This window comes from Dyella japonica A8 (assembly GCF_000725385.1).
Classification (GTDB): domain Bacteria; phylum Pseudomonadota; class Gammaproteobacteria; order Xanthomonadales; family Rhodanobacteraceae; genus Dyella; species Dyella japonica_C.
The window spans coordinates 669,754-692,129 of record NZ_CP008884.1; the positions used below are offsets into that span (position 1 = coordinate 669,754).

General features: G+C 62.8%; 15 protein-coding genes, 2 tRNA genes and 3 rRNA genes. 8 read left to right on the plus strand and 12 right to left on the minus strand.

Annotated elements, in window-relative coordinates; all coding sequences use genetic code 11:
- Window positions 1–63 precede the first annotated feature (63 nt).
- From rrf to tyrS, 6 genes are all read right to left on the minus strand, one after another.
- Window positions 64–176: ribosomal RNA gene (gene rrf / locus HY57_RS02725) — 5S ribosomal RNA — on the minus strand.
- Between the two features lie 129 nt (window positions 177–305).
- Window positions 306–3,184: ribosomal RNA gene (locus HY57_RS02730) — 23S ribosomal RNA — on the minus strand.
- A gap of 190 nt (window positions 3,185–3,374) precedes the next feature.
- Window positions 3,375–3,450: transfer RNA gene (locus tag HY57_RS02735), tRNA-Ala, on the minus strand.
- A gap of 45 nt (window positions 3,451–3,495) precedes the next feature.
- Window positions 3,496–3,572, minus strand: a tRNA-Ile gene (locus HY57_RS02740).
- A 98-nt stretch (window positions 3,573–3,670) separates the two neighbouring features.
- A 16S ribosomal RNA gene (locus HY57_RS02745) occupies window positions 3,671–5,215 on the minus strand.
- Together the 16S, 23S and 5S rRNA genes with 2 tRNA genes alongside form the textbook arrangement of a ribosomal RNA operon.
- A gap of 454 nt (window positions 5,216–5,669) precedes the next feature.
- On the minus strand, window positions 5,670–6,881 hold the full coding sequence (gene tyrS, locus HY57_RS02750) for a tyrosine--tRNA ligase (RefSeq protein WP_019466562.1): 1,212 nt from the start codon (window positions 6,879–6,881) through the stop codon (window positions 5,670–5,672).
- A 183-nt stretch (window positions 6,882–7,064) separates the two neighbouring features.
- On the opposite strand from tyrS, the gene HY57_RS02755 reads away from it, so the two are divergent.
- Both HY57_RS02755 and HY57_RS02760 read left to right on the plus strand, forming a co-directional pair.
- Complete coding sequence (locus HY57_RS02755) at window positions 7,065–8,504, plus strand: OapA family protein (protein ID WP_019466561.1); 1,440 nt, start codon at window positions 7,065–7,067, stop codon at window positions 8,502–8,504.
- Window positions 8,505–8,510: 6 nt separating this feature from the next.
- A complete protein-coding gene (locus HY57_RS02760; protein WP_019466560.1) occupies window positions 8,511–9,629 on the plus strand; it encodes an anhydro-N-acetylmuramic acid kinase in 1,119 nt (372 codons plus the stop codon).
- Here the strand turns inward: HY57_RS02760 and HY57_RS02765 are convergent, their stop codons facing one another.
- The 3 genes from HY57_RS02765 to HY57_RS02775 form a co-directional block, all read right to left on the minus strand.
- Window positions 9,630–9,932, minus strand: a complete 303-nt coding sequence (locus HY57_RS02765) for a hypothetical protein (protein ID WP_050997964.1) — start codon at window positions 9,930–9,932, stop codon at window positions 9,630–9,632.
- 86 nt (window positions 9,933–10,018) lie between these two features.
- Window positions 10,019–11,347, minus strand: a complete 1,329-nt coding sequence (locus tag HY57_RS02770; RefSeq protein WP_019466558.1) for an AmpG family muropeptide MFS transporter — start codon at window positions 11,345–11,347, stop codon at window positions 10,019–10,021.
- Window positions 11,337–12,107: an exodeoxyribonuclease III gene (locus HY57_RS02775; protein ID WP_019466557.1), complete on the minus strand. Its 771-nt coding sequence runs from the start codon at window positions 12,105–12,107 to the stop codon at window positions 11,337–11,339. The genes HY57_RS02770 and HY57_RS02775 overlap by 11 nt, the downstream gene beginning before the upstream one ends.
- Before the next feature lie 78 nt (window positions 12,108–12,185).
- On the opposite strand from HY57_RS02775, the gene HY57_RS02780 reads away from it, so the two are divergent.
- The 3 genes from HY57_RS02780 (at window position 12,186) to HY57_RS02790 (ending at window position 14,072) form a co-directional block, all read left to right on the plus strand.
- Window positions 12,186–12,650, plus strand: coding sequence for a GNAT family N-acetyltransferase (locus HY57_RS02780; RefSeq protein WP_235186606.1), 465 nt, complete (start codon window positions 12,186–12,188; stop codon window positions 12,648–12,650).
- 22 nt (window positions 12,651–12,672) lie between these two features.
- Window positions 12,673–13,320: an orotate phosphoribosyltransferase gene (pyrE, locus tag HY57_RS02785; RefSeq protein ID WP_019466555.1), complete on the plus strand. Its 648-nt coding sequence runs from the start codon at window positions 12,673–12,675 to the stop codon at window positions 13,318–13,320.
- 110 nt (window positions 13,321–13,430) lie between these two features.
- A complete protein-coding gene (locus tag HY57_RS02790) occupies window positions 13,431–14,072 on the plus strand; it encodes an ABC transporter ATPase (RefSeq protein ID WP_026034147.1) in 642 nt (213 codons plus the stop codon).
- A 47-nt stretch (window positions 14,073–14,119) separates the two neighbouring features.
- On the opposite strand, the gene HY57_RS22255 is transcribed toward HY57_RS02790, so the two are convergent.
- The 3 genes from HY57_RS22255 to coaBC form a co-directional block, all read right to left on the minus strand.
- Complete coding sequence (locus tag HY57_RS22255; protein WP_019466553.1) at window positions 14,120–16,444, minus strand: phosphomannomutase/phosphoglucomutase; 2,325 nt, start codon at window positions 16,442–16,444, stop codon at window positions 14,120–14,122.
- A gap of 67 nt (window positions 16,445–16,511) precedes the next feature.
- Window positions 16,512–16,967, minus strand: coding sequence for a dUTP diphosphatase (gene dut / locus HY57_RS02800; protein WP_019466552.1), 456 nt, complete (start codon window positions 16,965–16,967; stop codon window positions 16,512–16,514).
- Entirely contained in the window at window positions 16,964–18,169 is a 1,206-nt protein-coding gene (coaBC, locus tag HY57_RS02805) for a bifunctional phosphopantothenoylcysteine decarboxylase/phosphopantothenate--cysteine ligase CoaBC (RefSeq protein WP_019466551.1), read from the minus strand. Before coaBC ends, dut begins: the two co-directional genes overlap by 4 nt.
- Window positions 18,170–18,540: 371 nt before the next feature.
- Between coaBC and radC the strand changes: the two genes are divergently transcribed.
- From radC to HY57_RS02825, 3 genes are all read left to right on the plus strand, one after another.
- The gene (gene radC / locus HY57_RS02815) at window positions 18,541–19,212 is read left to right on the plus strand and encodes a RadC family protein (RefSeq protein ID WP_019466549.1); all 672 of its coding nucleotides are present in this window, start codon (window positions 18,541–18,543) and stop codon (window positions 19,210–19,212) included.
- A 493-nt stretch (window positions 19,213–19,705) separates the two neighbouring features.
- Window positions 19,706–21,397, plus strand: a complete 1,692-nt coding sequence (gene argS / locus HY57_RS02820) for an arginine--tRNA ligase (RefSeq protein ID WP_019466548.1) — start codon at window positions 19,706–19,708, stop codon at window positions 21,395–21,397.
- Window positions 21,398–22,165, plus strand: coding sequence for an SPOR domain-containing protein (locus HY57_RS02825; RefSeq protein ID WP_019466547.1), 768 nt, complete (start codon window positions 21,398–21,400; stop codon window positions 22,163–22,165).
- Window positions 22,166–22,376 lie beyond the last annotated feature (211 nt).

Genomic DNA, 22,376 nt, shown 5'->3' on the forward strand with positions numbered 1-22,376 from the left:
ATATTTTTAAAACGCACAAAGACAAACGCCTTCCCGGATGGGAAGGCGTTTGAGGGATAAAGCCCCTGGCGGTGACCTACTCTTGCATGAGGATTCACACTACCATCGGCGCAGCTGCGTTTCACTTCCGAGTTCGGGATGGGATCGGGTGGGACCACAGCGCTATAGCCGCCAGGGAAAGGGTGGGAACAGCGCTTAGAGCGCCAGTTCCGCAGAGGGTGTAAACGAGTGACAAGCGATTTGGGTGAACCGATCGAGATGATTCGTTGAGACGAGTTGTCTCTAGCGAAGCGTCTTGGGGTTATATGGTCAAGCCTCACGGCTCATTAGTACACGTAAGCTCAATGCATTGCTGCACTTCCACACCGTGCCTATCAACCACCTAGTCTTGATGGTGCCTTAAGGAGACTCGAAGTCTCGGGAGATCTCATCTTGAGGCGCGCTTCCCGCTTAGATGCTTTCAGCGGTTATCGCTTCCGTTCGTAGCTACCGGGCAATGCCATGGGCATGACAACCCGAACACCAGCGGAACGTCCACTCCGGTCCTCTCGTACTAGGAGCAGCCCCTCTCAAATCTCCAACGCCCACGACAGATAGGGACCGAACTGTCTCACGACGTTCTGAACCCAGCTCGCGTACCACTTTAAATGGCGAACAGCCATACCCTTGGGACCGGCTACAGCCCCAGGATGTGATGAGCCGACATCGAGGTGCCAAACACCGCCGTCGATATGAACTCTTGGGCGGTATCAGCCTGTTATCCCCGGAGTACCTTTTATCCGTTGAGCGATGGCCCTTCCATACAGAACCACCGGATCACTAAGACCTACTTTCGTACCTGCTTGATCCGTCGATCTCGCAGTCAAGCACGCTTATGCCTTTGCACACAGTGCGCGATGTCCGACCGCGCTGAGCGTACCTTCGTGCTCCTCCGTTACTCTTTGGGAGGAGACCGCCCCAGTCAAACTACCCACCACACACGGTCCCTGATCCGGATTACGGACCTAGGTTAGAACGTCAAGCACTTCAGGGTGGTATTTCAAGGATGGCTCCACCGAAACTAGCGTCTCGGTTTCATAGCCTCCCACCTATCCTACACAGAAGAACTCAACGTTCAGTGTGAAGCTGTAGTAAAGGTTCACGGGGTCTTTCCGTCTTGCCGCGGGAACGCTGCATCTTCACAGCGATTTCAATTTCACTGAGTCTCGGGTGGAGACAGCGCCGCTGTCGTTACGCCATTCGTGCAGGTCGGAACTTACCCGACAAGGAATTTCGCTACCTTAGGACCGTTATAGTTACGGCCGCCGTTTACTGGGGCTTCGATCAAGAGCTTCGCCTTGCGGCTGACCCCATCAATTAACCTTCCAGCACCGGGCAGGCGTCACACCCTATACGTCCACTTTCGTGTTTGCAGAGTGCTGTGTTTTTGATAAACAGTCGCAGCGGCCAGGTTACTGCGACCCTCTAACGCTCAGTCACGCACGTGACCACGTCGGAGGGCGCACCTTCTCCCGAAGTTACGGTGCCATTTTGCCTAGTTCCTTCACCCGAGTTCTCTCAAGCGCCTTGGGATTCTCACCCTGCCTACCAGTGTCGGTTTACGGTACGGTTTCTCTTAAGCTGAAGCTTAGTGGCTTTTCCTGGAAGCGTAGTATCAGTCACTTCGTCCAATAGGACTCGTCTCGGTGCTCGGCATAAAGAGGGCCGGATTTGCCTAACCCTCATGCCTACCGCCTTTCCCCGGGACAACCAACGCCCGGTAGACCTAACTTTCTCCGTCCCCACATCGCACTTAAGAGAAGTGCTGGAATATTAACCAGCTTCCCATCGACTACGCATTTCTGCCTCGCCTTAGGGGCCGACTCACCCTGCGCCGATGAACGTTGCGCGAGGAAACCTTGGGCTTTCGGCGTGCGGGCTTTTCACCCGCATTATCGTTACTCATGTCAGCATTCGCACTTCCGATACCTCCAGCAGACTTCTCAATCCACCTTCACAGGCTTACGGAACGCTCCTCTACCGCGCACACAAAGTGTGCACCCCGAGCTTCGGTGTAGTGCTTAGCCCCGTTAAATCTTCCGCGCAGACCGACTCGACCAGTGAGCTATTACGCTTTCTTTAAAGGGTGGCTGCTTCTAAGCCAACCTCCTGGCTGTCTATGCCTTTCCACATCGTTTTCCACTTAGCACTAACTTTGGGACCTTAGCTGCGGGTCTGGGTTGTTTCCCTTTTCACGACGGACGTTAGCACCCGCCGTGTGTCTCCCGTACATTCTGTCCTGGTATTCGGAGTTTGCCATGGTTTACTAAGCCGCGATGGCCCGCTAGCCATAACAGTGCTCTACCCCCAGGAAGATTCATACGAGGCGCTACCTAAATAGCTTTCGAGGAGAACCAGCTATCTCCGAGTTTGTTTAGCCTTTCACTCCTATCCTCAGCTCATCCCCATCTATTGCAACAGATGTGGGTTCGGTCCTCCAGTGCGTGTTACCGCACCTTCAACCTGGCCAAGGATAGATCACTCGGTTTCGGGTCTACTGCCAGAGACTATGCGCCCTATTCAGACTCGGTTTCCCTTCGCCTCCCCTATACGGTTAAGCTTGCCACTGACAGTAAGTCGCTGACCCATTATACAAAAGGTACGCAGTCACCCTTGCGGGCTTCCACTGCTTGTACGTATACGGTTTCAGGGTCTATTTCACTCCCCTCTCCGGGGTTCTTTTCGCCTTTCCCTCACGGTACTTGTTCGCTATCGGTCGGTCAGGAGTATTTAGCCTTGGAGGATGGTCCCCCCATGTTCAGACAGGGTTTCTCGTGCCCCGCCTTACTCAATTTCATCTCTAATGCCCTTTCGCCTACGGGGCTATCACCCGCTATGGCCGGCCTTTCCAAACCGTTCGGCTAAAACACTAAAGACTTTTGGGCTAGTCCGCGTTCGCTCGTCGCTACTGACGGAATCTCGGTTGATTTCTTTTCCTCCGGGTACTTAGATATTTCAGTTCCCCGGGTTCGCTTCCAGCAGCTATGTATTCACTGCAGGATACTGCTTACGCAGTGGGTTTCCCCATTCGGACATTGCCGGATCAAAGCTTGTTGCCAGCTCCCCGACACTTTTCGCAGGCTGCCACGTCCTTCATCGCCTCTGACCGCCAAGGCATCCACCGTATACGCTTGGTCGCTTGACCATATAACCCCAAGTCGCCTCAGAGCTATATTTCCAAACAACGCGTTCGCTTAATTGCCTCAACGACACATCTCGGTTCGGTTTCGAACCAAAACGCTTGTCACTCGTTTACATTTTTTCAAAGAACACAACGTCGGCCACAATGCCGGGTTGTTTCAAAATAATCTTTGTGTGCGCTACACATCCGTAAGTGGTGGAGCCAGTCAGGATCGAACTGACGACCCCCTGCTTGCAAAGCAGGTGCTCTCCCAGCTGAGCTATGGCCCCAGGTGCTTCCATCAAACGTCACCGTTCAATGAGGCGTTGCCTAAGTGGTGGGTCTGGGAGGACTCGAACCACCGGCCTCACCCTTATCAGGGGTGCGCTCTAACCACCTGAGCTACAGACCCATAAAGCTCGGCCTTTTCGGCCAGCATGCCCTGTGGCATGCGTAGGATGTGCAGGTGTCTTGTGTGGACGTCTTGCGGGAATGAAGATGTCGTTCTCGAAAGGAGGTGATCCAGCCGCACCTTCCGATACGGCTACCTTGTTACGACTTCACCCCAGTCATGAACCACTCCGTGGTCGTCGTCCCCCTTGCGGTTAGACTAACGGCTTCTGGAGCAACTCACTCCCATGGTGTGACGGGCGGTGTGTACAAGGCCCGGGAACGTATTCACCGCAGCATAGCTGATCTGCGATTACTAGCGATTCCGACTTCATGGAGTCGAGTTGCAGACTCCAATCCGGACTGGGATCGGCTTTCTGGGATTGGCTCCACCTCGCGGTATTGCAACCCTCTGTACCGACCATTGTAGTACGTGTGTAGCCCTGGCCGTAAGGGCCATGATGACTTGACGTCATCCCCACCTTCCTCCGGTTTGTCACCGGCAGTCTCCTTAGAGTTCCCACCATTACGTGCTGGCAACTAAGGACAAGGGTTGCGCTCGTTGCGGGACTTAACCCAACATCTCACGACACGAGCTGACGACAGCCATGCAGCACCTGTGTTCTGATTCCCGAAGGCACTCCCGCATCTCTGCAGGATTCCAGACATGTCAAGGCCAGGTAAGGTTCTTCGCGTTGCATCGAATTAAACCACATACTCCACCGCTTGTGCGGGCCCCCGTCAATTCCTTTGAGTTTCAGTCTTGCGACCGTACTCCCCAGGCGGCGAACTTAACGCGTTAGCTTCGACACTGATCTCCGAGTTGAGACCAACATCCAGTTCGCATCGTTTAGGGCGTGGACTACCAGGGTATCTAATCCTGTTTGCTCCCCACGCTTTCGTGCCTCAGCGTCAGTGTTGATCCAGATGGCCGCCTTCGCCACTGATGTTCCTCCCGATCTCTACGCATTTCACCGCTACACCGGGAATTCCACCATCCTCTATCACACTCTAGCGACCCAGTATCCATTGCCATTCCCAGGTTGAGCCCGGGGATTTCACAACAGACTTAAGTCACCGCCTACGCACGCTTTACGCCCAGTAATTCCGATTAACGCTTGCACCCTTCGTATTACCGCGGCTGCTGGCACGAAGTTAGCCGGTGCTTATTCCTCAGGTACCGTCAGCCCCACCGGATATTAGCCGGTAGTATTTCGCTCCTGATAAAAGTGCTTTACAACCCGAAGGCCTTCTTCACACACGCGGCATTGCTGGATCAGGCTTGCGCCCATTGTCCAATATTCCCCACTGCTGCCTCCCGTAGGAGTCTGGACCGTGTCTCAGTTCCAGTGTGGCTGATCATCCTCTCAGACCAGCTAGCGATCGTCGCCTTGGTAGGCCATTACCCTACCAACTAGCTAATCGCACATCGGTTCGTCCAACCGCGCAAGGCCCGAAGGTCCCCTGCTTTCTCTCGTAAGACGTATGCGGTATTAGCGTAAGTTTCCCTACGTTATCCCCCACGTTTGGGTAGATCCCGATGCATTACTCACCCGTCCGCCACTCGCCACCCACAGTATTGCTACTGCTGTGCTGCCGTTCGACTTGCATGTGTTAGGCATGCCGCCAGCGTTCAATCTGAGCCAGGATCAAACTCTTCACTTAAGTTTTCGACCAACCGAAGTTGATCTATCTTTCTGAAGCGTATGTCCTAACCATAAACGTCAAGCTTTTGAATTGACTCTTAGGTTAGACGCTTGCATATGTTTGACATTCAGTCATCCACCGCAAGGCGCCCACACAAGTCACCTGCGCACACTGTCAAAGATCTCAATCACTTGCTGACCGTTTCCGTTTCAGCGTTGGAACATTTCGTTCCGAGTGAGCCGCTCATCTTACATCGTTTTTCCTGTCCGTCAACACCTTCAGCGAAATCTTTTTGCTGTCGTTGTTGCCGTCCGGAGGGCGATGCCAGCGGCGGGAGGCGAATAATAGGTAGCCCCCCCACCTTTGACAAGCTTTTTTTGAAATTATTTTTGATGTTTCGCGTAAGACGTTGTTCTCACGCGAAACTTAGTTGATCGATGCATCGCGATGACGTTGCGTCATCGCGAACAACTCATGCGAGCGTCAACAACACGCGTGCGAAGTTGCGCTTGCCGATTTGCAAAACCCCTTCAAAACCCGCGGAAAACACGCGTTGTGCGTCTTCCACGACTTCTGCGTCGATGCGCACTGCGCGTTCCTTGAGCTTGCGATTCGCTTCCGCATTACTAGGTGTGAGTCCTGCTGCAGTAAGTAGTGCAGGTAGACGCAGGCCTTCGGCGGGCACGGCAATTTCAGTGAGCGGCAACAGACTGGTGTCGCCTTCGCCGCGCACCACAGCGTGCCAGCCGGCAATCGCCTGCCCCGCTGCTGCCGCACCATGGAAACGCGTGGCCAGTTCGCGCGCCAGCTTGAGCTTGGCATCGCGCGGGTTGAGGGCACCGCTGGCGACCTCTTCCTTCATATGGGCGATGTCGGCCATGGAGGTTTCGAAGCTGAGCAGCTCGAACCAGCGCCACATCAGGTCGTCGCCGATCTTCAGCGTCTTGGTGACGATGTCGATGGCCGGCTCATTGATACCAATGTAGTTGCCCAGCGACTTGGACATCTTGTTGACGCCGTCCAGGCCCTCCAGCAAGGGCATGGTGAGGACGATCTGCGGCGGCTGGCCGTGGTGCTCCTGCAGGGCGCGGCCCATCAGCAGGTTGAACTTCTGGTCGGTGCCGCCCAGCTCGACGTCGCACTTGAGTGCCACGGAGTCGTAGCCCTGCACCAGCGGATAGAGGAATTCGTGGATGGCGATGGGCTGCTGGCCGGCGAAGCGCTTGGAGAAGTCGTCGCGCTCGAGCATGCGGGCCACGGTGTGCTGGGCCGCCAGCTTGATCATGTCGGCGGCGGTCATCTGGCCGAACCACTCGGAATTGAAGCGCAGCTCGGTGCGCTCCTTATCCAGCACCTTATAGACCTGCTCGGCATAGGTCTCGGCATTGGCCAGCACGTCTTCCTTGGAAAGCGGCTTGCGGGTGACGTTCTTGCCGGTCGGGTCACCGATCATGCCGGTGAAGTCGCCAATGAGGAAAATCACCTGGTGCCCCAGATCCTGGAACTGGCGCATCTTGTTGAGCAGCACCGTGTGGCCCAGGTGCAGGTCCGGCGCGGTCGGGTCGAAGCCCGCCTTGATGCGCAGCGGACGACCGAGTTTCAGGCGCTCGGCCAGCTCCTCCTGCTTGATGATTTCGTCGGCGCCACGCGCGATGGTGGCCAGCGCCTGCTCAAGCTCGTTCATGTATTCCTCAAATTTTCGTTGTCTGGACGTCACCGGAAACCTTAGTTTCCGGGATGGCATCGTTAAGTGTGCGTTAATCCGAAAATTCGCGCAACTCATTGATGGAAAAGGCGTTGACGCCCTTTGCACGGGGCCGCTATGGTACGCGCCAATTATAATTTTGGTACCTGGGGAACACCGGGCATGGGTGAGAGAAACGAGGCCGCGCGTTCAGCGCGCAAACTGGCCATGCGCCGCAAGGCGCAGAAGCGCCACTCTCACTTTTATGAGCGCTGTGCCCACTGGTCCTTTGGATGCCATGGCGAGGCCGAGCCCATCCGCTGGCATCGCGAGCGCTGGATTCTCGCCGGCACCGCCCTCCTTATTACGGCCGTTTCCGGCTTCCTGATTCCCGCCTGGGCCAGCGCCATGCGGCCGGACTCCGTGTCCACCGCCCATGCCGTGCTGCCACTGGCATTGCCCAAGGCGGCGCCGGAAGTGACCCAGGCAGCGACCGTGGAAGACTGGCACATCGTGCAGGTGCAGCCGGGCCAGACGCTGTCGGACCTGTTCCAGAGCCAGGGCCTGAGCCTGACCGATGTGCAGCACGTGGTTGACCAGTCGGGCGACGCCAAGGCGCTGCACCATATCAGCCCCGGCCAGGAGTTCGACTTCCTGCTCGACAGCGATGGCAGCCTCAAGGGCATCCGCTTCGACAAGGACGAGTCCAACCGCTCCACCATGCGCTTCGACGGCGACAAGGCCACCGTCACCGCGGAGGCGCGCGAAGTGGAGCGCCGCGAGCACGTGGCCCACGGCACCATCGACAGCTCGCTGTTCGCCGCCGGCAACAAGGCGGGCATGAGCAACCAGATGGTGCTCAAGCTGGCCGAACTCTTCAAATACGACATCGACTTCGTGCAGGACCTGCGCGAGGGCGACAGCTTCACCGTGATCTACGACGACGTGTATCGCGACGGCGCCTATCTGCACGAGGGCGACATCGTGGCGGCGGAGTTCGTTAACGACGGCGATCGCTACACCGCCTACCGCTTCAAGAAGGACGACGGAAGCTACGGCTGGTTCAGCGAGGACGGCCGCCCGATCCAGAAGTCGTTCCTGCGCATTCCGGTGGATTTCACCCGCATCTCCTCGCAGTTCAGCGCGGCGCGCATGCATCCCGTGCTTGGCCTGATGCGCGCGCACAAGGGCGTGGACTACGCCGCGCCGACCGGCACGCCGATCCACGCGGCGGGCGATGGCGTGGTCAAGTTCAAGGGCTGGATGAATGGCTACGGCAACTTCGTGATCATTCAGCACAACGGCTCGATCAGCACGGCCTACGGCCACATGTCCAAGTTCGGCCCCGAGAAGGTCGGCCAGCGCGTCAGCCAGGGTGCGGTGATCGGCTTTGTCGGCATGACGGGCCTCGCCACCGGCCCGCACCTGCATTACGAATTCCGCGTCAACGACGTGCAGCGCGACCCCCAGAAAGTCACCCTGCCCAAGCCCGAACCACTGCCTGCCGCCCAGCTGGCCAAGTTCAGGGCCCAGGTGGTGCAGCCGCAGCTGGCCCGCCTGAAGACGCTGGACACCAACATTAAGCTGGCCAAGGCCAGCGGCACCAAACGCAACGACGACTGATTCCACGTGGACAACGCTTCGGCGCTTTACCTTGGCCTGATCTCGGGCACCAGCGCCGACGGCATCGATGCCGCGCTGGTGCGTTTTGAAGACAACACGCCGTATCTGGTCGATGCGCTGGTGCATCCGTGGCCGGATGAACTGCGCTCACGCATCCTGGCCGTGGCGCAGGACGAGACCCGGCTGGACCTCGACGCCTACGGGCGCCTGGATGTCGCCATCGGCCAGTGCTTCGCGCAAGCGGCGCAGCAGTTGCTGGCACGCAACGCGGCACAGGCTTCGCAGGTACGCGCCATCGGCTCGCACGGGCAGACCTTGCGTCACCGGCCGGCGGGCGCGTTTCCCTTCACGCTGCAGGTGGGCGATCCCTCGGTGATCGCCGAGCAGTGCGGCATCGACGTGGTGGCCGACTTCCGTCGCGCGGACGTTGCCGCCGGTGGCCAGGGCGCACCGCTGCTGCCGGCCGTGCACGCCATGTTGCTGGGGCGCGGTGACGGCGTGCGCGTGGTGCTGAACCTGGGCGGCATTGCCAACATCACCGTGCTGGATCCGGCAGGCCAGGTGTTCGGCTTCGACACTGGCCCGGCGAACGGACTGATGGATGCCTGGCACCTGCGCCATCGCGGCACGGCGTACGACGCCAACGGCGCATTCGCGGCATCCGGCCGCGTGGACGAGTCGCTCATCACCGCCCTACTGGCCGATCCCTATTTCGCGCTGCCCCCGCCCAAGAGCACCGGCCGCGAGCACTTCCATCTGGCCTGGCTCGAAAACCATGCGGGCGTGGCCGCGCTGGCACCCGCCGATGTGCAGGCCACCCTGCTGGAGCTTTCGGCACGAAGCATTGCCGACGCCGTCGAACGCCATGCGCCAAGCGCCAGCGACGTGCTGGCCTGCGGCGGCGGCGTGCATAACCCGGTGTTGATGCGGCGCCTTGGCGAGTTGCTGGGGGCACGCACGCTGGCCAGCACGGCGGACTACGGCGTCGATCCGGATTATCTGGAGGCCACGGCGTTTGCATGGCTGGCGCGGCAACGCCTGCTGGGGTTGCCCGGCAATTTGCCTGCCGTCACCGGCGCCCGGGGGCCACGCGTCTTGGGTGCGGTTTACCCCGCACCCCGCTGATCACAACGTCTCGTCGCTCAGCACGTTGCTGCCCTGGGCAAGCGCGGCCGTCGGCGCGCGGGAAAGCGCCTGCATGGCTTCCTGGAACGCGGCTTTCTCCTTCGCATCCCACTGACCGCCCAGGGTCGTCAGATCACCCGGGTCGAGCATGGTTTCCGCGAAGACGTTCGACGAAGACATGCCAAGGCCGTGGCGTAGCGCGTGCAGCACTACGTCATTGATCGACCACTGCCGTTCCTTGGCCAACGTCTTGATGCGTTCGGCCATAAGGTTGTCGATATGGCGTATGACGAGGTCCGGCACGGACACCCCCTCCCTTGGTCATAAGCCCCCTGTGGTGCGCATCTTGTCACAGGGGCGGGGGCGAGTGTATCGACCGCTTGGCTGATTCAGCCCGTCGATTCTTCCCGTGCGGGAGACTCGTCTTCGGGTCGGTCCCGGTTAAAGCGCGGCCATAGATAGGCGAACAGCAGCGTGGCTGGAATCACCGACACCACGGTCAGCACGAAGAACGAGCCGTAGCCCGTCGCCGTGGCAATGCCACCGGCAAAGAAACCCAGCAACTTGCCCGGCAGGTTTACCAGGGAGCTCAGCAGGGCGTACTGCGTGGCCGTGTGCTGGCGATTCACCAGCGAGGAGAGGAACGCCACCGTGGGCGGCCCAAAGAAGCCCTGGGTGAAGTTGTCGCCGGAAATGACCAGGGTCAGCACCAGCAAATTGCCCGGATGGGCGATGAGCCACAGGAACAGGAGGTTGCTCAGACCGATCGCCACCATACCCACACTCAGCACGCGCCAGGCACCCCAACGCGCCACGGCTGCGCCGGCCACGAAGGCCCCAACGATGCCGACCCAGATGCCGTAGATCTTGGTCACCGTGCCGATTTCGGTCTTGCTGAAGCCCATATCGCGATAGAACGGGCTCATCACGCCGCCAATAGTGGCCTGTTCAGGGATCTTGAACAGCAGGATGAACAACAACGTCACCAGCGCCAGCCACCAACCGTAGCGGCGGAAGAAATCGGCAAAGGGATCAATGACGCCTTCGCGCATGGCCTCGCCCCAGCTGCGAGGGGCATGTCGGACAACCTTGGGTTCGGCGACCCACAGTGTGGTGCCGATGGGAATGACCATCAGCGCCGCGAGCAGCAGGTAGACCAGTTGCCACGACATGTGGTCGGCCAGGATCAAGGCAAACGCGCCTGCCACGATCAGCGCAATGCGATAGCCCAGCGCATAGGTCGCCACCAGCGCGCCCTGCTCCGACGTGGGAGCAATCTCGATGCGATACGCATCGACGGCGATATCCTGGGTCGCCCCGAAGAAGGCCACCACCAACGTCGCGCCGACGAATGGCGCCAGCTCCCGCGGCGTCAGCACGGCCATGGCAATCAGCCCCGCCACCACGCCGAGCTGCGCGAACAACAGCCATCCGCGGCGTTGTCCCAGCCGGCAGAACAGGGGCAATTTCCAGTGATCAAGCAAGGGCGCCCACAGGAACTTGAACGCGTACGTCATGCCCGCGCTCGCGATCATGGTGATGTCCTTGAGCTCGATGCCCTTTTCCTTCAGCCAATAGGCCAACGTGCCCGCCACCAGCAGAAACGGCAGGCCCGAGGAAAAGCCAAGCAGGAACATGGTCCACGCAGCGGGCTGCGTAAAGGCATGCCACACCGACATCTTGGCCGGCTTCTTCGCCGGCGCGACCTCAGTCGGCATAGTCAACCGTATACGGCGCGTGGTCCGAGAAGCGCTCATCGCGATAGACGGAGCAACGCTTCAGCCGCTCGCCCAACGCAGGCGTGACGATCTGGTAGTCGATGCGCCAACCCACGTCGTTGGCCCGCGCATTGCCGCGGTTGGACCACCAGGTGTAGTCCTGGCCCTTGGGGTGCAGCGTGCGATAGCTGTCCACCCAGCCGTGCTTGTCGACCAGGTCGTTGAGCCAGGTGCGTTCTTCCGGCAGGCAGCCGGAGTTCTTCTGGTTGGATTTCCAGTTCTTGATGTCCAGCTCGCTGCGCACGATGTTCCAGTCGCCGCACAGCACGTAGTCGCGGCCGCTCTTCATCCACTTGGCGAAAATCGGCGCGATCCAGTCCATCACCTCGAACTTGAACTGCTGGCGCTCCTCGCCCGAGGAGCCGGAGGGCACGTACAGCGACACGACGCTGAGGTTGCCGAAACGCGCCTCGATGTAGCGGCCTTCGTTGTCGAATGCATCCCAGCCCAGCTCGGTGAGCACCTCGTCGGGTTCGCGCTTGGCATAGATCGCCACGCCGCTGTAGCCCTTCTTGCTGGTGGCATCGCGGTAGAAGCAGTGGTGCCCGTCGGGGCGGAACATGGCATCGGTCAGCTGGTCTTCCTGCGCCTTGGTTTCCTGCAGGCAGACCACGTCGGCCTTCTGGTGACGCAGCCACTCGAACACACCCTTGGTGCCGGCCGAGCGGATGCCGTTGGCATTGAGACTGATGATGCGCATGTCAGGGACGCCCTGGCTTCCGATGGATGGGCCATCATAGCAACCATGACAGACCACCCTCATGTCCAGGTCGTGCCCGTGGATGCATCGCTGCGCCCGGCCCTGCTCGCGCTGGGCGTCAGCGATGAGCAATACGCCTTCGTGGGTCGCATCGACGCGTCGCTCGCCGATGCGGAGGCATGCGAAGGCAGCGAGCCCATGGCCATCCTGCGCAACGGCGAGCCGATCGGGTTCTATCGCCTGGAACGGCACGCGCGCAGTGTCGCGGACATGCCTTTCGACCACACCACCGTGGGGTTGCGCTCGTTCTTCATCGACGCCCGGTGGCAGGGCCAGGGTCTGGGTGCGCTTGCGCTGGTCGCCCTCATGCAGGACGTCGCACGGCGCCATCCGGCCGTGCGGGCCATGGTCCTGACCGTGAACGTGCGCAACACGCCAGCCCTTGCGCTGTACCGGCGCGCAGGCTTCAGGGAGGCCGGCGGGCTGTACCATGGCGGGCGTTCCGGGCCACAACACGTGATGCTGTGCCCCCTCCCCGCCTGAAACCGATCAAGAGAAACCTGCCGTGCACGATTACCAGCGCGAATTCATCGAACTCACCCTGCAGCGCGACGTGCTGCGTTTTGGCGACTTCACGCTGAAGTCCGGTCGCCAGAGCCCGTACTTCTTCAACATGGGCCGTATCGACTCCGGTGCCGCGCTGGCCCAGCTGGGCCGTGCCTACGCCGCCGCCGTGGTGAATTCGGGCATCGAGGTCGACATGCTGTTCGGCCCGGCCTACAAGGGCATCGCGCTGGCCGCCGCCACCGCGATCGCGCTGGCCGACCAGCACCGCCGCGACCTGCCCTGGGCCTATAACCGCAAGGAGGCCAAGGACCACGGCGAAGGCGGCGTGCTGGTGGGCGCCCCGCTGAAAGGCCGTGTGCTTATCGTGGACGACGTGATGACCGCCGGCACCGCGGTGCGCGAATCGCTGGCCCTCATCCGTGCCCACGGCGCCACGCCGGCCGGCGTGCTGATCGCGCTGGATCGCCAGGAACGCGGCCAGGGCGCGCTATCCGCCGCGCAGGAAGTCACCGCCGAATTCGGCATCCCGGTGATCGCCATCACCAGCCTGGGCGATGTGCTGGCGTACGCTGGAGAACGCCCGGAACTGGCGGCCGACCATGCGCGACTGGTGTCCTATCGGGAACGCTACGGCGTCAATGCCTGAACCGGCGCGTGATTGGCGAAGCCGGTCACATCGCAGGCCGTGACACCACGGCTACATCCTTGGTGTCACGGTTGCCCCGGCTATACTTTCCGCCCACAAGGGGGAATGTCATGCGTCGAACTGTTTTGGTCATCGCGTTGCTCGCGTTGACAGCTGGGCTGCACGCGCAGAACGGCTCGCACTACCGCTATCGCTGGAAGGACGCCAGCGGCCTGCCGCATTACAGCGACAGCCTTTCGTCGGAAGCCATCAAGTATGGCTATGACCTGGTCAACGACCGTGGCCTCGTCATCCAGCACGTCGACCGCCAGCTCACTCCGGAAGAACGCGCCGCCGCGCAGAAGGCGGCTGAAGCCAAGGCCGCCACCGATCGGCAGGCCCAGCAGCGCACGCGTGACGACCAGCAGATGCTCAATGCCTACCCGGATGAGGCCACCTACAAAAAGGGGCAGCAGGAAAACCTGGACAACCTGGAGCAGCAGATCGCCACCACGCGCATCAATCTGCGCACCCAGGAAAAGGCGCTGACGGACCTGCTTACCCGTGCCGGCGATCTGGAACGCGCCAAGCAGACGGTGCCCAAGTCGCTCAACGACAGCATCGCCAAGCAGCGCGACGTGGTCGCCCACCAGCGCGACACGCTGGAACGCCTGCAGACGGCGCACGATGCGCTGGTGCAAAAGAACACGCAGGACCTGGATCACTACCGCCAGTTGAAGGCGGCGCAGGGCAAGCCGCCCCAGGGCCAGTAAGCGCGCAGCCCAAAAGGAAAAGCCCCGGTCATGCCGGGGCTTTTTTGTCAGAACGGCAACTTGAGCGACGGGTCCACCGCCAGCAGCTGATCGCGGAACACCCTCTTGATGCGGGCAAGCGCTGCGTCATTGTCGGCGTCGAAGCGCAGCACCAGGATGGGCGTGGTGTTGGAAGGACGCACCAGGCCCCAGCCATCCGGCCAGTCGGCGCGCACGCCGTCGATGGTGGTGAGCGTGGCGTCGCCGAAGCTCGCCTTCTGGCGGAAGACGTCCATGAAGCGATAGTGCTCGCCTTCGGCCATTTCGATCTTCAGTTCCGGCGTCGACACGCCCTTGGGGCAGGTGGCGAAAATCTCTTCCGGCGTGCGTTCTTCCAGGTCGCCGGCAAGGATCTCCATCAGACGGGCGCCGGCATAGATGCCGTCGTCGAAACCGTACCAGCGCTCCTTGAAGAAGAAGTGGCCGCTCATCTCGCCGGCCAGCTCCGCACCCGTCTCGCGCATCTTCGCCTTGATCAGCGAATGGCCGGTGCGCCACATCATCGGGCTGCCGCCGGCGTCGAGGATCTGGCCCTTAAGGTGGCCGGTGCACTTCACGTCGTAGATGATCGTGGCGCCCGGCTGACGGGACAGCACGTCGCGCGCGAACAACATCAACGTGCGGTCAGGGAAGATGATCTCGCCTTCCTTGGTGACCACGCCCAGGCGGTCGCCGTCACCGTCGAAGGCCACGCCCAGGTCGGCGCCCGTCTGCTTCACCGCGAAGATCAGGTCTTCGAGGTTGTGCGGGTCGGACGGGTCCGGATGATGGTTGGGGAAAGTGCCGTCGACGTCGCAATAGAGCGGAATGACCTCGCAGCCAATGCCTTCCAGCACCTGCGGCGCCACCGCGCCCGGGATGCCGTTGCCGCAGTCGACCACGATCTTCAGGCGCCGCTCGGCCTGCACGTCCGAGGTGATGCGCTCGATGTAGTCGGGCACGACATCGACATGGCGGAGGCTGCCCTTGCCGCCGCGCTCCAGCCGGTCGCTGACGATGCGCTGGTAGAGATCCTGGATCGCGCCTTCGGACAGGGTCTCGCCGTCCACGACGATCTTGAAGCCGTTGTAGTCGGGCGGATTGTGGCTGCCCGTGACCGCGACACCGCTGCCGGTCTTGTACCGGTAGGCGGCGTAGTAGACCACCGGCGTGGGCACCGCACCGAGATCGATCACGTCGACCCCGGCTTCGCGCAGGCCGTCGGACAACGCGCCGGCGAGTTCCGGGCCGGACAGGCGCCCATCGCGGCCGACCACTATTTCACGCAGACCCTTCTCGCGCATCACCGAGCCAATGGCCTGGCCCAGCTGGCGAGCCACCTCCGCGGTCAACGACTTGCCGACCACGCCGCGCACATCGTAGGCGCGGAAGATGGTCGGATCCACCTCGGCTGGCTCCGCCTTGGGCGGCGCGATACGGGCCGGCGCTGCTGGTGGCGTTTCGGGTTCCGGCAGGGCTTGAAGCAGGTCGGACAAAACAGGTTCCTCGACATCATCGCGGACGCGTGCGCCCAGGCGATGGCGCATCCAGATCAAGTACAGGCCACCCGCCAGGCCGAGCAGGCCCAGCAGCGCGGTCAATGGCCACACGCGCGGCAACACGATGAAGGCCGAGGGCAACGCCGCAAGGATACTGAACGTGGTGCCGTCGACTGGCACCCCGACCGCCTCGCGCTCGGCCGACGGGTTCCCGGAAGCGAGCAGGCGCAGATCACCGCGATCATCGCCCTGGCGAAGCTCAAGTCTGCCGCCCGCCGTCGGAATGGATTCAAAACGCTCCTGCAGCGGCGCGAACGGCAGGGCCGCCCATACCCAGGCCTTCGGATGCGCCGCCATTCCCACGGGTGCGACGATGGCCAGCACGCGCGAGCCCTTGTTGTCCGGCACCGTCTGCGCCAGCGGCTTGCCGTCGGCGGTCTGCGCCGCCATCAGCTGGGCTGCCTTGCCGTAACCGAAGACGCGGTAGTTCGCGTGTAGCACTTCGTCGAGACTGCCGCTGTAGACATCCACCACCTGCGCACTGGAGATGAGCCCCCGCAGCTCCGTGGCGGCCTGGGCCGGATCGGCGACGATGCTGTCGGGATTGAGCGAATGCACGGCCGCTTCCACATGGCCGCGCTCGCTGGCGATTTCCGCCGCGATGGCATCGGCCGCCTGTTTCTGGGCAGCGTGCACGCGCGCAATGGCATTGCTTTCGTCGGCGATCTGCCAGGTCTGCCAAAGGCAGAACAGGCCGCCGAGCACCAGCAGGGTACCCGCCGCAAACGGCAGCAGGGATCGCCCATCGATGGATCCGGCAAAACCGCGAATGCCGGAGTTGGAAATTTTCGCCATGCCCTGCCCCCACACAGGCTGTCGGGTCGTCTCATTCACGGACATGCCTGTCCGCTCCCTGTCGTACTCAGTTGACGCCGGTCGAACCGAACCCGCCCTCGCCCCTCTGCGACGGCGCGAACTCCTGTACCACCTTCAGACGCGCCTGCGCCACCGGCACCAGCAGCAGCTGGGCGATGCGATCACCCACGGCGATGGTGTAGGGCTGCGTGCCGCGGTTCCAGCACGAAATCATCAGCGGGCCCTGGTAGTCGGCATCGATGACGCCTACCAGGTTGCCCATCACCAAGCCATGCTTATGGCCCAGGCCCGAGCGCGGCACGATCAACGCGCACCAACCCGGGTCGCCGATGTGGATAGCCATGCCACTGGGCACCAGCGCGCTTTCGCCCGGCTGCAGGGTCAGGGGCGCCTCGATGGCCGCGCGCAGATCCATGCCGGCGCTGCCGACGGTGGCTGCTTGCGGTAGAGGAATCGAATCGCCCAGGCGTGCGTCGAGAATCTTCAGTTCGACGTCGATCATCCACGCACCGCCCGGTAACGCTCGGCCACTTTGGCCACCAGCTGGCGCGCCAGCTCCGTTTTCGACGCGCGCGGCAGCTCGATGGCACCTTCCGGCCCATACAGCGTGAGCGCGTTGTCGGCGGCCTCGAAACCGAGGCCACCGCCCACCTGGTTGGCGGCAATCATGTCCAATCCCTTGCGCTTGAGTTTGTCTTGCGCGTACCGCTCCACATCATGCGTTTCGGCGGCGAATCCGACCAAGAAGGGGCGCACGGTTTGCGCAGCCAGCGTGACCAGGATGTCCGGGTTCTCGGTCAGACGCAGCTCCAGCGGGGCGCCATCGCTCTTCTTGAGCTTGTGATCGGCCACCTCGGCGGGACGGTAATCGCCTACCGCGGCGGCGGCAATGTAGATATCCGCACCGGCCGACGCGGTCACCACGGCGTCGCGCATCTGGGCGGCGCTGCGCACGTCGATGCGGCGTGCGATGCCCGGGGGCGTGGCAATGCTCACGGGCCCGGCCACCAGCGTGACCTCGGCGCCGGCCTGCGCGGCGGCTTCCGCCACGGCAAAGCCCATGCGGCCGGAGCTGCGGTTGCCGATGAAACGGACCGGGTCGATGTCTTCGTAGGTGGGGCCTGCGCTCACCACCACCTTGAGGCCGCGCAATTCCTGCACCCCGAACGAAGCCACCATCGCCTCGCGCAGTTCCAGCGGCTCCAGCATGCGGCCCGAACCGATGTCGCCGCAGGCCTGGTCGCCCGACGCCGGCCCAAGCAGGTGCACGCCACGCTGGCGCAAGGTGTCCACGTTGGCCTGCACGGCGGGGTGCGCCCACATCTGCTGGTTCATCGCAGGCGCCACATAGAGCGGCGCGGCGCTGGCAAGGCAGACGGTGGTAAGCAGGTCGTTGGCCATGCCGTGGGCGAGGCGGGCAATCAGGTCGGCGCTGGCCGGCGCGATGATGATGCGCTCGGCCCAGCGCGCCAGTTCGATATGGCCCATGGCCGCCTCGGCCTCCGCGTCCCACAGGCTGCTGCGCACCGGCTGGCCGGACAGCGCCTGGAACGTGGTCGCGCTGACGAAATGCGCGGCGTTCTCGGTCATCACCACGCGCACCTCGGCACCGAGGTCGCGCAGGCGACGAACCAGCTCGCACGATTTGTAGGCAGCGATACCGCCGGACACGCCCAGCAGGATGCGGCGTTGGGCAAGACTCATGGTGATTGGGCCTGACTACCGTTTGGCCGGGTAGCTTACCGGAATCATCCGTTCGGCTCGGTAAAGCAGGCGTGGGCGGCACCCGGCTCCGCGGGTGCCCGGCCCAGCCTGCCGGGGCGCAGGATGTCTTCCAGCCCCATGCGGCGCAGCAGCTCCGCGCGGACCCGGTCGGCGACGCCGTTGACGATCTATGTGCCGTACCCGAAGAACCGGCAGTTGGCGCCGTGCGTGCGGGGCTTCTCAACGGGCTGAGCGCCGCGTTCGCCATGCCGGCGCCGGCCAAAGCCTGACCCGCTGCGGGCCTGACGGCCGACGCGCCCGCGGACGTGCGCCGCTAGCTGCTTACCCAAGCCATCGGCACGCTGTACGGAATGAGCATCCGTGAATGGCCGGAAGGCGAACGCCCCCGCGAAAAACTGCTGACCCGTGGCTGCGGAGCGTTGTCCGACGCCGAACTGATCGCCGTCCTGCTGGGCAGTGGCGTGCCCGGCAAGGACGCCATCGCCCTTGGCCGCGAACTGCTGGCCAACAGCGGTGGCCTGAGCGCTCTGCTCGCCGACCCGGGAGGCACGGTGCGATTGCGCGGCATCGGCCCGGCCAAACGCGCCCGCCTGATCGGTGCGCTGGAACTGGCCCGCCGGACGCTGGGCGAACAACTGCGGGAGGCCCCTACGCTGGACAATCCACGCGATAGCGGCGACTACCTGCGGGCCCAGCTCCGGCACCTGCCTTATGAGGTTTTTGGCTGTCTGTTCCTGGACAATCGCCACCGGGTGCTGGCATTTGAAGAACTTTTCCGCGGCACCATCGACAGCGCCAGCGTTCACCCCCGTGAAGTCGTCCGCGCCTGCCTGCGCCACAACGCCTCGGCGGTAATTCTTGCCCACAACCACCCTTCCGGCGTGGCGGAGCCCAGCGCCGCCGACCGTGCCATCACACGGGAACTCAAGGATGCGCTGCAGCTGATCGGGGTGCGCGTGCTCGATCACCTGGTGATCGGCCGGGAGGCGCCCGTCTCGATGGCGGCCCTGGGGCTCATATAGCCCCCCCCAAAAAAACAACGGCGCGGGGGGAGATCCGCGCCGTATGGCCGTCTTGTGGGGAGAGAAGGAGAGTAACGGCATTCTCCCGTCCTCTTCAGCGGGGAGGTGCCTGGAGGACGAGGCGTAGTGTGGCGGTGCCGCATGACAGGGACATGACGTGGACGGCGGCAAAGGCAGGCGCCCGCGGGGCCAAGCCCCCATTCTCGACTTATGCACATTCGGCCTGAGACGGCCATTTCCGTTCACAATCTCTTGCCGCCCTCATCTGTGGCTTGCAATCCATTGATTATATGGAATGTTTTTCATGACGCATTGGTTTCTACGGGGAAAATCGTGAGACGACGGCGGCGGCCGTCGACATTCCCCACAGAGTTATCCACAGACTTCCCCACCGCATCGCAGCACGCGCTTGCACTGCACGTGAGCCCGGCTGGAAGACCCTTCGTCTGATAGGATTGGCGGTTCCATCGCCGTCCGACCCCAGAGCCTCGTCGTGAAAGAACAGCTGCGCGAACTGCTGCTGCAGGCCATTCGTACCCTGCAGAATGACGCCACCCTGCCCGCCGACCTCGAAGTACCCCACTTCGTGATCGAGCGTACGCGCAGCCGCGATCATGGCGACTTCGCCGCCAACGCCGCGATGCTGCTGGCCAAGCCGGCGCGCGCCAAGCCTCGCGAGCTGGCCGAGAAGCTGGTCGCCGCCCTGCCGGCCAATGCGCTGGTGGGCAAGGTCGAGATCGCCGGCCCCGGCTTCATCAACTTCTTCCTTGCACCGGCCGCGTACCACGCCGAGGTGGGCCAGGTGCTCGCCAGCGCCAACGCCTACGGCCGCAGCACCAGCGGCAAGGGCGTGACGGCGGGCGTGGAGTTCGTTTCCGCCAACCCGACCGGCCCGCTGCACGTGGGCCACGGCCGCAACGCCGTGCTGGGCGACTGCATCGCCCGCGTCCTGGATGCCGCCGGCTGGAACGTCAAGCGCGAGTTCTACTACAACGACGCCGGCGTACAGATCCACAACCTGGCCATCTCCACGCAAGCCCGTGCGCGCGGCATCACGCCGAACGACGCCGGCTGGCCGGAAGACGGCTACCGCGGCGACTACATCGCCGACGTGGCGCAGGCCTACCTCAACGGCGACAGCGTCGAAGTGGAAGGCCACGTGGTCACCGGCGCCAAGAACGTCGACGACCTGGACGCCATCCGCCATTTTGCCGTGGCCTACCTGCGCCGCGAGCAGAACCTGGACCTGGCCGCCTTCGGCGTCGGCTTCGACGTGTACTACCTCGAATCCTCGCTCTATACCCAGCGTAAGGTGGAAGAGACCGTCGACAAGCTGGTCGCCCACGGCCACACCTACGAGGAAGGCGGCGCGCTATGGCTGCGCTCCACCGACTACGGTGACGACAAGGACCGCGTGATGCGCAAGTCCGACGGCACGTACACCTACTTCGTGCCGGACGTGGCCTACCACATGACCAAGTGGCAGCGCGGCTACGTGAACGCCGTGACCGTGCTCGGCTCCGACCACCACGGCTCGCTGGCCCGTGTGAAGGCCGGCCTGCAGGCGCTGGACGAAGGCATCCCCAAGGGCTACCCGAACTACGTGCTGTACCAGATGGTGACCGTGATGCGCGGCGGCGAAGAGGTGAAACTCTCCAAGCGCGCCGGCAGCTACCTCACCCTGCGCGACCTGATCGAGGAAGCCGGCCGCGACGCCACCCGCTACTTCCTGATCGCCCGCAAGGCCGATTCGCAGCTGGTGTTCGACATCGACCTGGCCCGCTCGCAGAGCAACGACAACCCGGTCTACTACATCCAGTACGCCCACGCCCGCGTCTGCCGCGTGCTGGAAGAACTGGCCGAGCGTGGCCTGCCGCCGATCGACACCCAGGCCGGCGTCGCCCAGCTCGCGCGCCTGGACACCGAGCACGAACAGGCGCTTTTCACCGAGCTGTCGCGCTACCCCGAGGTAGTGGAAGCCGCTGCGGCCAATCTGGAACCGCACCTGATCGCGCAATACCTGCGCGAACTTGCCGGCGCGCTTCACAGCTACTATCACGAGCACAAGTGGATCGTGGACGACGCCGAGCTGCGCAACGCGCGCATCACGCTGGTGCTCGCCACGCGCCAGGTCATCCGCAATGGTTTGGATTTGCTGGGACTCAGTGCCCCGGAGAAGATGTAAATGGCAGCACGCAAGGGCAAAGGCCGTCAGGCCGTCCGCAACAACAGCGGCGGCATGCCGGGCTGGGGTTGGGCCGTTATCGGCATCCTCATCGGTGCCGTGCTGATGTTCGCCATGCGCGGCCACCTGCCCATGGCGCCGAGCCCCAACGAGGGCCCGCAGCCCAACGCACAGGCCACCGCCCAGCGCGGCAGCGATGCCGGCGCCGCCGGCAACGAATCGACCTCCGCCACCGACAACGCACCGGCCGCGCCAAAGAAGCCGCAGTACGACTTCTACTCCGTGCTGTCAGAGAAGGAAGTACGCATTCCCGACGCCGTGATCAGCGCACAGGCCAAGGCCGAACAGCAGCAGAAGCAGCAGGCCGCCCAGCAGGCAGCGCAGGCCGCCGCGCAACAGCAGGCACAAGCGGCAGCGCAGAAGCCGGCACCGGGCCCCGCGGCCGTGGCCGAAGCCATTACGCCGGCGCCGGAATCGGCCGTTCATGCACCGGCCCCCGCCGCCGCAACACCCACCGCCTCGGCCCCGGCCGGCAACGGCTACCTGCTGCAGGTCGGCGCCTTCCCGAGCCCATCCGACGCCGAAACGCTGAAGGCCAAGCTGGCCATGCAGGGCTTTGTCGCCAACGTATCGCCCGTGAGTGTCAACGGCCAGACCTACAACCGCGTGCGCCTGGGGCCGTTCCATTCGGCTACCGAGCTGGAATCGGCGAAGCAGCGTCTTGCTTCGGCAGGTATCAATGCGATTGCGTTGAAGGAAGGTAGGTAAGCAACGCGCGTATTTCTCGCGACGCACATAAAAAGGCCGTGTCTTTCGACACGGCCTTTTTTGTTTCAGCATCCACATCGCCAAGATAAATCCCGTAGCGCCTCCTGTCGCTCCAAACCAACTGCGTCCCAGCGTAGAGCTCCCGTATACGTTCCAGATAGCGCTTCGTCCTCCCGATTTGCTCCATGTGTCTCACTCCGATCACTTTTCC

Bases quoted from the DNA above. Each gene is read 5' to 3' on its own strand.
- tyrS (WP_019466562.1), bottom strand. From the start codon at position 6,881: ATGAACGAGCTTGAGCAGGCGCTGGCCACCATCGCGCGTGGCGCCGAC.
- HY57_RS02755 (WP_019466561.1), top strand. From the start codon at position 7,065: ATGGGTGAGAGAAACGAGGCCGCGCGTTCAGCGCGCAAACTGGCCATG.
- HY57_RS02770 (WP_019466558.1), bottom strand. From the start codon at position 11,347: ATGCCGACTGAGGTCGCGCCGGCGAAGAAGCCGGCCAAGATGTCGGTG.
- HY57_RS02775 (WP_019466557.1), bottom strand. From the start codon at position 12,107: ATGCGCATCATCAGTCTCAATGCCAACGGCATCCGCTCGGCCGGCACC.
- HY57_RS02790 (WP_026034147.1), top strand. From the start codon at position 13,431: ATGCGTCGAACTGTTTTGGTCATCGCGTTGCTCGCGTTGACAGCTGGG.
- HY57_RS22255 (WP_019466553.1), bottom strand. From the start codon at position 16,444: ATGGCGAAAATTTCCAACTCCGGCATTCGCGGTTTTGCCGGATCCATC.
- dut (WP_019466552.1), bottom strand. From the start codon at position 16,967: ATGATCGACGTCGAACTGAAGATTCTCGACGCACGCCTGGGCGATTCG.
- coaBC (WP_019466551.1), bottom strand. From the start codon at position 18,169: ATGAGTCTTGCCCAACGCCGCATCCTGCTGGGCGTGTCCGGCGGTATC.
- radC (WP_019466549.1), top strand. From the start codon at position 18,541: ATGAGCATCCGTGAATGGCCGGAAGGCGAACGCCCCCGCGAAAAACTG.
- HY57_RS02825 (WP_019466547.1), top strand. From the start codon at position 21,398: ATGGCAGCACGCAAGGGCAAAGGCCGTCAGGCCGTCCGCAACAACAGC.